The following is a 13,354-nucleotide window of genomic DNA, read 5'->3' as shown; positions in this document are numbered from 1 at the left end:
GCGAAGAATCTACGGGACGAGGCGCGCCACCACGTCGTTGATATCGAGCTGATGCACGATGCCGGCGCGCCGATCGCGCACTTCGACGGTTCCCTCGGCGAGACCGCGACCGATCACGACGATGGTCGGCACGCCGAGCAACTCGGCGTCTTTGAGCCTCACGCCCGCCGACAGGTCGACGCGGTCGTCGTAGAGCACGCGCACGTTGCGATCGTTGAGCGCGTCGACAAGCTGCTCGGCGAAGGCGTCGGCGTCGTCTCCCTTGGCGATGCGCACCACGTGGACGTCGGCCGGCGCGATCTCTCGCGGCCAGCAGAGACCGAGCTCGTCGTGGGTCGCCTCGGCGATGGCGGCGACGGCGCGGGACACGCCGATGCCGTACGAGCCCATGGTCACGACGACTTCGTTGCCTTCGGCGTCCTGGACGGTGAGGTCGAGCGCCTCGGCGTATTTGCGGCCCAGCTGGAAGATGTGACCGATCTCGATGCCGCGCTCGAGCGTGAGCCCGGCACCGCAGCGGGGGCAGGGGTCTCCGGCGCGCACCTCGGCGGCGTCGACGACGCCGTCGGCGCGAAAGTCGCGGCCGGCTACGAGATCCACGACGTGCTTGCCGTTCGCGTTGGCCCCCGTCACCCAGGCGGTGCCGTCGACGACGCGCGGGTCGACGAGATAGCGGACGCCGTGGACGGCGCCGAGGGCGGCGGGGCCGATGTAGCCCTTGACCAGCTGCGGGTGGGCGGCGAAATCCTCGTCGGTGAACGGTGCGACTGTGCCGGGCGCGACGACAGCCTCGAGGCGGCGCAGGTCCAGCTCGCGGTCGCCGGGCAGACCGACGGCGAGGGGCGTGCGCGTGCCGTCGGCGGCGCTCAGCATGACGACGACATTCTTGAGCGTGTCCGCCGCGTGCCAGGTACGGTCCGGGAACCGCTGGCGCAGCAACTCGACCAAGGAGTCGATGGTCGGTGTGTCCGGGGTGTCCTCGACGTGGGCCGCCGGCGGGTCGTCGTCGGGCGCCTGCGGGGGCGCGATCGTGACCGCCTCGACGTTGGCGGCGTAGAGGCAGGCCGGGCACTGGGCGAAGGTGTCCTCGCCGGCGGGCAGCGGCGCGAGAAACTCCTCGCTGGCCGAGCCACCCATCGCGCCCGAGGTCGCCGCCACGATCACGTAGGGCAGGCCGAGGCGTTCGAACGTGCGGATATAGGCGGCGCGGTGGGCGGCGTAGGACGCGTGCAGGCCGTCGTCGTCGAGGTCGAACGAGTACGAGTCCTTCATCACGAACTCGCGGCCACGCAGCAGGCCGGCGCGCGGACGTGCCTCGTCGCGGTACTTCGTCTGGATCTGAAACAGGCAGACCGGCAGGTCCTTGTACGACGCGCAGATGTCCTTCACCAGCAGGGTGAACATCTCCTCGTGCGTGGGGCCGAGGAGGTAGTCGGCGCCGCGGCGGTCCTGGAGCCGAAACAGGTTGTCGCCGTACTCCGTCCACCGGCCGGTCGCCTCGTAGGGCTCCCGCGGCAACAGGGCGGGGAAGTGCACTTCCTGGAACCCGGCGCGCTCCATTTCTTCGCGAATGACGCGTTCTACGTTGCGCAGGACCATCCAACCGAGCGGTAGCCATGAGTACACGCCGGGGGCGGCGCGACGCACGTATCCGGCGCGCACGAGGAGGCGGTGACTCGCCACATCCGCGTCGGCGGGATCGTCACGCAACGTACGCAGGAACAACGTCGACATCCGCAGGATCGCCACGCCGCCAAAGTAGATTGGCTCGGTGTCCTATGAGGTTTCGACGCCGGTTTTCACGGGCCCGTTCGACCTGCTGCTGCATCTCATCACCAAGGACGAAGTCGAGCTGTGGGAGATCAACCTCAGCGAAATCGTCGATGCGTTCGTCGCCGAGATCGAGCAACTTCAGGCGCTCGACCTCGACGTGGCGACCGAATTCCTGCTTACCGCCGCGGTCCTCGTCGAGCTGAAGACGCGCCGCCTGCTGCCGGGTCGGGCCGACGTCGACCTGGACGAGGAGCTGGCGCTGTGGGAAGAGCGCGACCTGCTGATCGCCCGGCTGCTCGAATGCAAGACCTTCAAGGACGCGGCCCAGGCGCTCGACCGCCTCGCTGATCGGGCCGGCCTGGCTCTGCCGCGGACCGCCGGCATGGAAGAGGCGTTTCTCGGCGTGGCGCCGGATCTGCTCGCCGGTGTCACCCCGGACCAACTGGCGGTCGCCTTCGGCCGCGCCTCGACGCCCAAGCCGGTGCCGATGGTCGACCTGAACCACGTAGCGCCGATTCGGGCGTCGGTGGCCGACGTCGTCGGTGAGCTGGTGGCCAAGCTGCCGCGCCTTGGCCCCACGACGTTCCGGCAACTCGCCGCCAGCGCGCCGAGCCGACTCGACGTGATCATCACGTTCCTGGCGTTGCTCGAGATGTTCAAGCAAGGCCTGATCGACCTCGATCAATCGGAGCGTTTCGCCACGCTGCGCGTCGCTTGGGTCGGGGGCGACGATCCCGACGCCGTGGCCGATCTGCTCGTGGAGGACTACCAAGGATGACCGTCAGTACCGAGACCCGGCGCGCCTTCGAGGCGCTGCTCATGGTGGCGGAGGAGCCGATCTCGGGGTCGCTGTGTGCGCAGCTGCTCGAAATCAGCCAGGCGACCGTCGACGAACTCGCCGAGGCCTTGATGGCGGAATACGAGGCGGCCGATCGCGGCTTCGTCCTGCGACGGGTCGCCGGCGGTTACCGGCTCTACAGCCACCCCGACATGGCGGCCTACGTCGAGCGCTTCGTGCTCGAAGGCCAGACGGCGCGGCTGTCCAACGCCGCACTGGAAACGCTCGCCATTGTCGCCTACAAGCAACCGATCTCGCGCGGCCAGGTCGCGGAGATCCGCGGGGTCAACGTGGACTCGACGCTGCGCACGCTCGTGATCCGCGGCTACGTCGCCGAGGTCGGACGCGACCCGGGGCCGGGTCAGGCACTGATGTACGGCACGACGCCGATGTTCCTCGAAAAGCTCGGCCTCAACGATCTCAGTGAGTTGCCGCCGCTGGCCGACTTCGTGCCCGGGCCCGAGGTGATGGCCGGTCTCGAGAGCAGCCTGCAGGCGACGGCGGCGGAACCGGCACCCGACGCCGAGGCTGCGGCCGCGCCCTCCGAGGCGTGAACCAGGACGGCGAGCGCGTCCAGAAGACGCTCGCCCGGCTCGGGTTCGGTAGCCGACGCGTCTGCGAGAACCTCGTCGCGGAGGGACGCGTCTCCGTGAACGGAGAGGTGGCCGAGTTGGGGCGGCGCATCGACCTCGAACACGATGCGGTTGCGGTCGACGGTGTCCCGGTCGGGGTGCGTCCCGACCTCGTGTACTACCTGCTCCACAAGCCCGCGGGCGTCGTCACGACGGCGGTCGACACCCACGGACGCGAAACGGTGATCGAGCTCGTGCCGGCCGAGCCGCGCGTGTTTCCCGTCGGGCGCCTCGACAAGGACACCGAAGGCTTGCTGCTGCTGACCAACGACGGCGAGCTGGCGCACCGGCTCACGCATCCGTCCTTCGGGGTGGAGAAGGAGTACCTGGCCCACGTCGAGGGCGTCCCCAACGCCAGCGCGCTGGCGCGGCTGCGCAAGGGCGTCGAGCTCGACGACGGCGTGACGGCGCCGGCGAAGGTGGCGCAGCTGGATCCGTCGCTGCTGCGCATCGTGATCCACGAGGGGCGCAACCGACAGGTGCGACGCATGTGCGACGCAGTCGGCCACCCGGTGATCCGGTTGGTGCGCACCCGCATCGGTCCGATCACCGACACCAAGCTCAAGGCGGGGCACTGGCGGGCGTTAACGAACGAAGAGGTCATCGCTCTATCTCGTAGCGTTGGGTGAATGGCGCGACGGGCATCGATCGTCGGCACCGGCCTCATCGGTGCATCGGTGGCGCTGGCGTTGCGCGCCCACGGTTGGCACGTGAGCGGCGTCGATCGTGACGAAGCTCACGCGGCCGACGCACTGGCGGCGGGCGTCGTCGATGCGATCGGTCTCGACCCCGACAGCGAACTGGTCGTCGTCGCCGTGCCGGTCTCGTCGGTCGCCGACGCCGTACGCGACGCGCTCGCCGCGTGCCCGCGGGCGACGGTGACCGACGTCGGTTCGGTGAAGGCGCCGATCGTGGCGGCCGTCGCCGACGATCGCTTCGTCGGAGGCCACCCGATGGCGGGCTCCGAACAGGACGGGCTCAAAGGCGCCGACGCCAACTTGTTCAACGGCGCCACGTGGGTGCTCACGCCGACGGACGGCACTGATCCTGAGCGCTACGCCGACCTGCGTGCCACCGTCAGCAGCATCGGCGCCGACGTCGTGGAGCTCCGGCCCGAGCGCCACGACGCGCTGGTCGCGCTGGTGTCGCACGTGCCGCACCTCACGGCCGCCACGTTGATGGGGATCGCGGCGTCGCGCGCCGAGGAGCACGCCACGCTGCTGCGCCTGGCGGCGGGCGGCTTCCGTGACATGACGCGCATCGCGGCGGGCCATCCGGCGATCTGGCCCGACATCTGCGCCGAGAACCGCGACGCCATCCTCGACGGACTCGACGCGCTGACCGCCGCCCTCGCACAGGTGCGGGCGACGGTCGCCGGTGGTGATCGTGCCGGTCTGCTGGAGCGCCTCGAAGTGGCGCGGGCGGCGCGCATCAACTTGCCGGCGCGCATCGCGACGGCCGACGCGCTGGTCGAGGTCCGCATCCCGGTGCCCGACCGCCCGGGTGTGCTCGCCGAGGTGACAACCCTGGCCGGCGAGCTCGACGTCAACATCGTCGACCTCGAGATCGCCCACTCCGCCGAGGGCGACCGCGGCGTGCTCATCGTCACCATCGACGCCCGCGCCGCCGACCGTGTGTGCGACGAGTTGCGGGCGCGCGGCTATCACCCCGCGGCCACCCCCGTCCTCCTATGACGACGCGGGTCATCACGCCCGTGGCCGGGCCGGTGCGCGGCCGCGTCGTCGTGCCGGGATCGAAGAGCATCACCAACCGCGCGCTGTTGGTCGCGGCCCTGGCCGAAGGAACCTCCACGCTGACCGGCGCGCTGGTGGCTGACGACTCGACGGCGATGATCGAAGCGGTGCGGGCCCTCGGCGCATCAGTGGACGCGCGCGACGGCGGGCGCACGCTCGGCGTGGACGGCATCGGGGGCCGCCTGCCGCGGTCAGCTACCGCGCTGTACGCCCACCAGGCGGCGACGGTGGGCCGGTTCGTGGCCGCCGTCGCGGCGGCGTCGCCGGTGGCCATCACCATCGACGCCGACCCGCAGTTGCGGGCGCGGCCGATGGCCCCGCTGTTCGAGGCGCTGCGGGCGCTGGGCGCCGACGTGCGCGACACCGACGGCTTCCTGCCGGCGACGATTTTCGGCCCGGCCAAGGGCGGATCGGTCACCGTGGCGGCGGGCATCTCGAGCCAGTTCATTTCGGCGCTACTCATTGCCGGCCCGCTGTTCCCCAAGGGTGTGCAGGTGACGCTCGACGGGGCCCGGGTGTCGGAGGGCTACGTCGCCATGACCTCTGCGGTGATGGCGCAATTCGGGATTCGCCCGGCGATCTACCCCTCGACCTGTGCCGTCGGTCCGGGCGTGTACCGCGCCGCCGACTACGCCATCGAGCCCGACGCCAGCGCCGCGTCGTACTTCTACGCGGCGGCGGCCGTGACCGGCGGCGCGGTCGAGGTTGAGGGGCTGGAGCGCGGCAGCAACCTGCAGTCGGACTGGCGGGTGATGGAGATCATGCAGAGCATGGGACCGGAGCTGCGCGGCGTTGACGTCGACATGTCCGACTGCTCCGACATGGTGCCCACGCTCGCCGTCGTCGCCGCCTGCGGGTCGTCGCCGACGCGAATTCACAATGTCGAGTTCATCCGGCGCAAGGAGACCGACCGCGTCGCCGTGACGGTGCGCGAGCTGCGGCGCTGCGGTGTGGAGGTCGAAGAGCACCCAGACGGGATGACGATCCACCCCGGCGCCCGCCATGGCGCGGTGATCGACCCCGCCGGCGATCATCGGATGGCGATGGCCTTCGCCGTCCTCGGTCTCGTCACGCCGGGTATCGAGATCAGCGACGCCGAATGCGTCTCCAAGACGTTCCCGGATTTCTTCGACGTGCTGGATAGGTTGACCGCCGCATGAATGGAACAGTCATCGCCATCGACGGCCCGGCGGGCAGTGGGAAGTCGACCGTGGCGCGTGCCGTCGCGCAGCGGCTCGGCCTCGCCCACCTCGACACCGGCGCCATGTACCGCTCCGTAGCGGTGGCGGCCCTGCGCGACGGCGTCGACACCGCGGATCTCGACGCGGTCGCCGAGTTGGCGAAGCGCACCGAGATCGTGGTCGGCCCTGACGGCGTCTTCGTCGACGGCGTCGACGCCACCGAAGCCATCCGGACCGAAGCCGTCACCAAGGCCGTCACCGCGGTCGCGTCCAACGCCAAGGTGCGCGAAGTAATGGTGGAGCGCCAACGCGGTTGGATCGCCGACAACGGCGGCGGCGTGCTCGAGGGCCGAGACATCGGCACCGTTGTGTGTCCCGACGCCACGCTCAAGGTGTACTTGGTGGCCGACCCCGAGGTGCGGGCGCAGCGGCGCGCCGCCGAGCACGGCGACGCCGTCGCCCAGGACATGCGCCGGCGCGACCAGGCGGACTCGACGCGCAACGTGTCGCCGCTGATGCGCGCCGACGACGCCGTCGAGATCGACACAACGCACCTGTCGATCGACGGCGTGGTGGACGTCGTGATGGGCCTGGTGCCGTGAGCTACGTCGATCCGGGGATCGCGCGGCGCACCCGTCTCCAGCGCATCACCTATTCGTTCGTACGGGCGGTGCTGACGGCGTTCGTCAAGGTGTTCTGGCGTCCCACCATCAACGGGGTCGAACACATCCCGGCCGAGGGCGGGTTCATCGTCGCCCCGGTGCACCGATCGAACATCGACACGTTTCCCATGGTGGGCATGACGCGGCGGCGCATGTCGTTCCTGGGCAAGGACTCACTGTGGAAGAACAAAGTGGGCGCCTTCTTCTTCGATGCGATGGGCGGCTATCCGGTCCACCGCGGTACGGCCGATCGCGAGGCGCTGCGGCGCTGCATCGAGGTCGTCTCGCGCGGCGAGGGCCTGGTCTTGTTCCCCGAGGGCACGCGCCAGAGCGGTCCCAAGGTATGTGACCTCTTCGAAGGCGCGGCGTACGTCGCCTCGAAGGCGAACGTGCCGATCATCCCCATCGGCATCGGCGGCACCGAAGCGGCGATGCCCAAAGGTTCGAAGATGATTCACCCGGTGAAGCTGCACTACGAGATCGGCCCGCCGATTCCCGCACCCGTCGGCGAGGACGGCGGCCGCGCCTCACGTGAGCAGCTGCACGCGACGACCAAGGCGCTGCACGAAGAACTCCAGCGCGTCTTCGACATCGCCCGCGCCAAGGCGGGTGTGAAGGACTAGCTGCTAGCTGTTGGCTTGGATCGTCTGGTGCATGAACACCCGGCGCACCATCGGCTCGAAGTGCTCGAGCGGATACGTCTCGCCGTTGGGGTCGAAGGCGACCTGGTCCCACTCGTCGGCGAACTGCTCACCGAGTGAGAACCACGGCTCGTCCCGGTACTGCTCGCGGGCGTTCGGATCCATGCCGAGGTACTCGTAGTAGTGGCGGCCCTGGAAGTCCTGGTGCGTGCGGATGACGTTGTAGACGTCAGGCCGCACATAGGACTTGAGGATCTCGGCGGCGATGGCACCGTGGTTGGAGACGGTCACGGCCTTGCCGATGTCGTGGCAGAGCGACGCGACGATCATCTCCTCGTCGGCACCCGCCTTCTCGGCGAGGGTCGCGGTCTGGAGGCAGTGCGTGAGCTGATCCGTCGAGAAGCCGTCGACGATCTCCCCGAGCGACCGGAGCATGCCGAGGATCCGCTCGGGCACGCGGCCGGCGTTCTTGCCGTGCTCGCCCACGATCTCCATCCAGTGCTCGCGGGTGCCCTCGTCCATGCGGGTGAACTGCTCGGTGCCTCTATCCGTGATGACGGTCATGCCGTCCAGTCTACGGCCGCTCTCCAGCCTGTGTGCTGTGGCACACGATCGGGGTGCGTGAGCACACAAGTTGCGATCTAGGACGACAGGGAGTTCAACGCGTCGGTGGCGGACACATTGCGGTCGCCGACGAGGAGGTCGGTGTCGCGCAGGAGGTCGCGCAGTTCGCGCGGCGGCGGGAAGTACTCGTCTTCCTCGGTGACGTGCACCTCTTCGACGCCCTCGACCGGTGCGAGACGGGCGATGACGGCTTCGACCAGGTCCTCGGGTGCCGACGCCCCGGCGGTGACGCCGACTGTGCCGGTGAGATCCGTCGGCACTTCGTCGGGCGAGTTGACCCGGAACACCCGCGGGCACAGCGTCGACGCCACCCGCTCGAGGGCGACGGTGTTCGACGAGTTGGCCGAACCCACGACCAGCACCGCGTCGGACTTCGCCGCGATCGCCCGCAGCGCCGTCTGGCGGTTGGTGGTGGCGAAGCACAGGTCGCTGCGTCCCGGCTGCCACACGTCGGGCCAGCGTTCGTGCACCGTCTCTTTCACGTCGGACCACTCGTCGTGACTGAGCGTGGTTTGGGCCAGGAGGGCGACGGGTTGGTGGAAGTCCGGGAGGGCGGCCACGTCGTCGGCCGACTGCACCAGCGCCACCGACTCCGGGGCGACCGCCATCGTGCCGATGGCCTCGTCGTGGCCTGCGTGACCGACGTAGACGACGGTGTAGCCCTTGCCGGCGCGGGTGCGGACCTCGTGATGCACCTTGGTGACGAGCGGGCACACGGCGTCGACCACCACGCCACCGGTGGCCCTCGCCGCGGCGACGACCTCGGGCGCGGACCCATGCGCGCTGAGCATGATGGGGGCACCCGGCGGCACCTCGGAGATGTCGTTGACGAACACGACGCCCTGCTCTTTGAAGCGCTCGACCACGACCTGGTTGTGGACGATCTCGTGGTAGCAGTACACCGGCTCGTCGAAGGTGCGCACCATCCACGCCAGCGCCTTGATCGCCATCTCGACGCCCGCGCAGAAACCGCGCGGCGCGGCCAAGAGAACGCGATCGACTGCCATGGACACCAGGCTACGGCCTGCGGGCAGGTACCCTTGAAGCCATGTCAGCGCCCGTAGTGGTCGCTGTCGACCCCGAGTCGCCAGCGGCACGGGCCGGGTTGGCGCCGGGCGACGAGATCGTCGCCATCGCCGGTCAGGTTCCTCGCGACATCATCGAATACCGCCTGCTCACCGACGACGCCGATCCCACGATCGAGTTGCGCCGCGGCGGGCTCGAGCGCGCGGTCACGGTGGCTAAGGACGCCGGCGTCCCGCTGGGCGTCGAGGTGTCGAGCGCGCTGTTCGATCAAGTGCGCACGTGCGACAACCACTGCGAGTTCTGCTTCATCTACCAACTGCCCAAGGGCCTGCGACCGAGCCTCTACGTGAAAGACGACGACTACCGCCTGTCGTTCCTGTACGGGAACTTCACGACGCTGACGCGCTTCACCGAGTCCGACCTCGAGCGCGTGATCGACGAAGGCCTCGCGCCGCTCTATGTCAGCATCCACGCCACCAATCCCGAGCTACGCGCCCGCATGCTGCGCAACCGCCGCGGCGCGACGAGCCTGCGCTGGCTGCGCGCCTTGCTCGACGCCGGCGTCGAGGTCCACGGCCAGATCGTCGTGTGTCCAGGCGTCAACGACGGCGCTGCGTTCGTGGACACGCTGACCGGTCTTCTCGACGAGTATCCCGACATCGCGTCGTGCGCGGCGGTACCGCTTGGCATCAGCCGGTTCTCCACCGAGACGTCGTTGCGACCGCACACGCGCGCCGAGGCGGCCTTCGTCGTGGACGCCGTCGCCGACGCGCAGCGCGACTTTCTCGCGGCGACGGGCCGCCGCGTCGTGTACGCGGCGGACGAGTACTACGTGCTCGCCGGCCGACCGTTCCCGACGGCGGACGACTACGACGACTTCTCGCAGCACGAGAACGGCATCGGGATGGCGGCGCGCTTCGCCGAGGAGTGGCATGGGCGGGTAGCGCCGCTGACGACCACTGGCTTCTTCCAGTCCGTCGACGGCTCGGAGTTCGAGGCGTACCGCGGGCCGCGTCTGCCCCGCGCCCACGAAGCCGGCGCCGTGCAATTCCGCGCCCGGCGCGACGCGCCGGTCACCGTGCTCACGGGCGCGTACGGCGAGCACGTCCTGCGGCCCCTTGTCGGCGACGACGTCGACGTGCGCGTGGTGCCCAACGACTACTTCGGCGGCAACATCGGCGTCGCCGGCCTCATCGCCGGTGCGGACGTGGCGAAAGCGATCGCCGGCGACGCTCCCGGCCGCCGCTACCTCTTGCCCGATGCCTGCCTGTCGAACGGTAAGTTCCTCGACGGCGTCGCGCTGTCGGACTTGCCGGCGAGCATCGACGTCGTGGCCGCCGACGGCGCAGCCTTGCGCGCCGCCCTGGGACGGGCGTCATGAGCCAGCCGGTCATCGCCATCGTCGGGCGGCCCAACGTGGGCAAGTCCACCCTCATTAACCGGATCGTCGGGCGGCGCGAGACGATCGTCGAGGAGCGTCCCGGCGTCACCCGCGACCGCAAGTACGTCGACGCCGAGTGGAACGGCATCCCGTTCACGCTCATCGACACCGGCGGCTGGCTGGCGCGGGGCGACGCCCTGGATCTGAAGGTCAGCAAGGAGGCGGAGAAGGCCGTCGACCAAGCCGATCTCGTCCTCTTCGTCGTCGACGTGACGACCGGCATCACCGCCGAGGACGAAGCTGTCGCCGAGTGGCTCCGACGCCACCGCACCCCGGTCGCCCTGGTCGCCAACAAAGTCGACGGTGAGAATCGCCAGAACGAGATCTGGGAGTTCATGAACCTCGGTCTCGGCGAGCCGCTGCCGATCAGCGCGCTGCACGGGCGCGGCAGCGGCGACATGCTCGACGAAGTTCTGTCGCGCCTCGACGTGACCTACGAGGACGTGCCGGCGCCGTTGGTCGAAGAGGACGACGACGGCCTGATGTCGGTGGCCATCGTCGGGCGGCCCAACGTCGGCAAGTCGACCCTGTTCAACCGCCTCGCCGGCGACGAGCGCTCGATCGTGCACGACATGCCGGGCACGACCCGCGACGCCATCGACACGGTCATCGAAACCGACGAAGGCCCGCTGCGCCTCGTCGACACCGCCGGGATGCGCCGCAAGAGTCGCATCGACGAGGGCAGCGAGTACTTCTCGATGACGCGTTCGCTCGCGGCGATCGACCGCGCCGATGTCGCCATCCTCTTGATCGACGCCAAAGAGGGCGTGACCAATCAAGACCAGCGGCTCGCCGAACGCGTCGACGCCGCCGGTTGCGCGGTGGTCATCGTGCTCAACAAGTGGGAGCAGCTCAACGCCGAGCAACGCGCCGAGGTGATGGGCCAAGTACAGAGCAAGCTGCACTTCCTCACGTACGCCCCGACGCTGAAGATCAGCGCGCTGACCGGTCTCGGGGCGCACAAGCTCGTGCCGGCGCTGCACGAAGCCATCGAGGCGTATCACCGCCGCGTGCCGACGCGTGAGTTGAACCTCGTCATCCAGGGGGCACAGGCGGCGCACCCGCAGCCCGGCGTGCGCATCCTCTACGCCACGCAGGGTGCCAGCGACCCGCCGACCTTCACGTTGTTCACGAACAAGACGGTGCCGGCGCCGTACCTGCGTTATCTCGAACGCAAGATCCGTGAGCATTTCAACTTCGGGCCCGCACCCCTCAAGCTGCGCGTGCGGCGCCGCGGGGCATGATCTAGTCGTGGCACACGACCCGATCGCCGCCAAGGCCGACGCGCTGCAGAGCAACCTCGCCACCGGTGGCGCCGAGAAGCTCGAACGCGACAAGAAGATGTTCGTGCGCGATCGCGTCGCACTGTTGCTCGACGAAGGGACCTTCGTCGAAGACGCGCTGCTGGCCAACGCGTCTGCGGGCAACCTGGCGGCCGACGGCGTCGTCACCGGCGTCGGCCGCGTCGACGGCCGGCCCGTGGTCGTCATCGCCAACGACCCGTTGGTCAAGGCGGGTTCCTGGGGGGCGCGTACCGTCGAAAAGATCATCCGCGCCACCGAGTACGCGCTCGATCACTCGTTTCCGGTGGTGTGGCTCGTCGACTCGGCCGGGGCGCGCATCACCGATCAGGTTGAGCTGTTCCCCGGGCGCCGTGGCGCCGGGCGCATCTTCTACAACCAGGTGAAGCTGTCGGGAAAAGTGCCGCAGGTCTGCTGCCTGCACGGTCCGAGCGCCGCCGGTGGTGCGTACATCCCGGCCTTCTGCGACATCGTGATCATGGTCGAGGGCAACGCCTCGATGTATTTGGGTTCGCCCCGGCTCGCCGAGATGGTGGTGGGGGAGAAGGCCACGCTCGAGGAGATGGGCGGCGCCCGCATGCACGCGACGGTCTCGGGTTGCGGCGACCAGCTCGCCGTCGACGACGCCGACGCGATCGCCCAGGCGCGCCTGTACCTCAGCTACCTGCCGGTGAACTGCTTCGACGACCCGCCGGTGTACGAACCCGTCGCCCCGGAAACGCCGTTCACGGCGGACGCGATCCCGGACAAGGAAAGCGCCGGCTACGACGTGCGCGCGGTGATCAACGGTCTGGTCGACGCCGGCTCCTTCTTCGAGGTGAAGCCGCTGTTCGCCCCCGAGCTCGTCATCGGCTTCGCCCGCCTTGACGGCCAGACCATCGGCATCGTCGGCAACAATCCGGCGGTGAAGGGCGGCGTGCTCTTCGTCGACTCAGCCGACAAGGCGGCCCGCTTCATCTGGAACTGCGACGCGTTCAACATCCCGCTGCTGTTCCTCGCCGACATCCCCGGCTTCATGGTGGGCACGCAGGTGGAACGCCAGGGCATCATTCGCCATGGCGCCAAGATGATTACCGCCGTGTCCGAAGCCACGGTGCCGAAGATCTGCGTCATCCTCCGCAAGGCGTACGGCGCCGGCCTGTACGCCATGGCCGGCCCGGCGTTCAACCCTGAGGCGGTGCTTGCCCTGCCCACGGCCAACATCGCCGTAATGGGCCCCGAGGCGGCGGTCAACGCCGTGTACGCCAACAAGATCGCCGAAATCGACGACGCCGCCGAGCGCGAGGCGTTCATCGCGGCGCGCCGCGCGGAGTACGTGGAAGACGTCGACTTGTTGCGCCTCGCCAGCGAACTGGTGATGGACGCGGTGATCGAGCCCGAGAACCTGCGGTCCGAGCTCATTGCCCGTTTCGCCAATGCCCGCGGCCGCGACCGTCACTTCTCCGATCGCCATCACGGCGTGCCGCCGGTATGAGCGAGCG

General features: G+C 69.3%; 13 protein-coding genes. 10 read left to right on the top strand and 3 right to left on the bottom strand.

Annotated features, from left to right (window positions below; genetic code table 11):
- Positions 1-9 precede the first annotated feature (9 nt).
- The gene (locus VHC63_03045; protein ID HVV35553.1) at positions 10-1,749 is read right to left on the bottom strand and encodes a proline--tRNA ligase; all 1,740 of its coding nucleotides are present in this window, start codon (positions 1,747-1,749) and stop codon (positions 10-12) included.
- 22 nt (positions 1,750-1,771) lie between these two features.
- Between VHC63_03045 and VHC63_03040 the strand changes: the two genes are divergently transcribed.
- The 7 genes from VHC63_03040 to VHC63_03010 are packed head-to-tail and all read left to right on the top strand — an operon-like array spanning position 1,772 to position 7,463.
- Positions 1,772-2,551 (top strand): ScpA family protein, encoded by a 780-nt coding sequence (locus VHC63_03040; protein ID HVV35552.1) that lies wholly within the window; start codon positions 1,772-1,774, stop codon positions 2,549-2,551.
- A complete protein-coding gene (gene scpB / locus VHC63_03035; GenBank protein ID HVV35551.1) occupies positions 2,548-3,165 on the top strand; it encodes an SMC-Scp complex subunit ScpB in 618 nt (205 codons plus the stop codon). The genes VHC63_03040 and scpB overlap by 4 nt, the downstream gene beginning before the upstream one ends.
- Positions 3,162-3,872, top strand: coding sequence for a pseudouridine synthase (locus VHC63_03030; GenBank protein ID HVV35550.1), 711 nt, complete (start codon positions 3,162-3,164; stop codon positions 3,870-3,872). The genes scpB and VHC63_03030 overlap by 4 nt, the downstream gene beginning before the upstream one ends.
- Entirely contained in the window at positions 3,873-4,937 is a 1,065-nt protein-coding gene (locus VHC63_03025) for a prephenate dehydrogenase/arogenate dehydrogenase family protein (GenBank protein HVV35549.1), read from the top strand. It begins immediately after the preceding gene.
- Entirely contained in the window at positions 4,934-6,157 is a 1,224-nt protein-coding gene (aroA, locus tag VHC63_03020; GenBank protein ID HVV35548.1) for a 3-phosphoshikimate 1-carboxyvinyltransferase, read from the top strand. Before VHC63_03025 ends, aroA begins: the two co-directional genes overlap by 4 nt.
- Entirely contained in the window at positions 6,154-6,780 is a 627-nt protein-coding gene (gene cmk / locus VHC63_03015; protein ID HVV35547.1) for a (d)CMP kinase, read from the top strand. The genes aroA and cmk overlap by 4 nt, the downstream gene beginning before the upstream one ends.
- On the top strand, positions 6,777-7,463 hold the full coding sequence (locus VHC63_03010) for a lysophospholipid acyltransferase family protein (protein ID HVV35546.1): 687 nt from the start codon (positions 6,777-6,779) through the stop codon (positions 7,461-7,463). Before cmk ends, VHC63_03010 begins: the two co-directional genes overlap by 4 nt.
- Before the next feature lie 3 nt (positions 7,464-7,466).
- Here the strand turns inward: VHC63_03010 and VHC63_03005 are convergent, their stop codons facing one another.
- Positions 7,467-8,045, bottom strand: coding sequence for an HD domain-containing protein (locus VHC63_03005; protein HVV35545.1), 579 nt, complete (start codon positions 8,043-8,045; stop codon positions 7,467-7,469).
- Positions 8,046-8,122: 77 nt separating this feature from the next.
- Complete coding sequence (ispH, locus tag VHC63_03000) at positions 8,123-9,112, bottom strand: 4-hydroxy-3-methylbut-2-enyl diphosphate reductase (GenBank protein HVV35544.1); 990 nt, start codon at positions 9,110-9,112, stop codon at positions 8,123-8,125.
- Between the two features lie 41 nt (positions 9,113-9,153).
- Between ispH and VHC63_02995 the strand changes: the two genes are divergently transcribed.
- From VHC63_02995 to VHC63_02985, 3 genes are read left to right on the top strand one after another with little or no spacing between them, the layout of a single operon-like run.
- Positions 9,154-10,512, top strand: a complete 1,359-nt coding sequence (locus VHC63_02995) for a DUF512 domain-containing protein (GenBank protein HVV35543.1) — start codon at positions 9,154-9,156, stop codon at positions 10,510-10,512.
- Complete coding sequence (der, locus tag VHC63_02990) at positions 10,509-11,816, top strand: ribosome biogenesis GTPase Der (protein ID HVV35542.1); 1,308 nt, start codon at positions 10,509-10,511, stop codon at positions 11,814-11,816. Before VHC63_02995 ends, der begins: the two co-directional genes overlap by 4 nt.
- A gap of 7 nt (positions 11,817-11,823) precedes the next feature.
- Positions 11,824-13,347: an acyl-CoA carboxylase subunit beta gene (locus VHC63_02985; GenBank protein HVV35541.1), complete on the top strand. Its 1,524-nt coding sequence runs from the start codon at positions 11,824-11,826 to the stop codon at positions 13,345-13,347.
- The last annotated feature ends 7 nt before the right edge of the window (positions 13,348-13,354 follow it).

The organism is Acidimicrobiales bacterium (assembly GCA_035546775.1).
Classification (GTDB): Bacteria; Actinomycetota; Acidimicrobiia; order Acidimicrobiales; family JACCXE01; genus JACCXE01.
This window is presented reverse-complemented; position numbering and strand designations above follow the sequence as displayed.

Bases quoted from the DNA above. Each gene is read 5' to 3' on its own strand.
- der (HVV35542.1), top strand. From the start codon at position 10,509: ATGAGCCAGCCGGTCATCGCCATCGTCGGGCGGCCCAACGTGGGCAAG.
- VHC63_02995 (HVV35543.1), top strand. From the start codon at position 9,154: ATGTCAGCGCCCGTAGTGGTCGCTGTCGACCCCGAGTCGCCAGCGGCA.
- scpB (HVV35551.1), top strand. From the start codon at position 2,548: ATGACCGTCAGTACCGAGACCCGGCGCGCCTTCGAGGCGCTGCTCATG.
- cmk (HVV35547.1), top strand. From the start codon at position 6,154: ATGAATGGAACAGTCATCGCCATCGACGGCCCGGCGGGCAGTGGGAAG.
- aroA (HVV35548.1), top strand. From the start codon at position 4,934: ATGACGACGCGGGTCATCACGCCCGTGGCCGGGCCGGTGCGCGGCCGC.
- VHC63_03025 (HVV35549.1), top strand. From the start codon at position 3,873: ATGGCGCGACGGGCATCGATCGTCGGCACCGGCCTCATCGGTGCATCG.
- ispH (HVV35544.1), bottom strand. From the start codon at position 9,112: ATGGCAGTCGATCGCGTTCTCTTGGCCGCGCCGCGCGGTTTCTGCGCG.
- VHC63_03005 (HVV35545.1), bottom strand. From the start codon at position 8,045: ATGACCGTCATCACGGATAGAGGCACCGAGCAGTTCACCCGCATGGAC.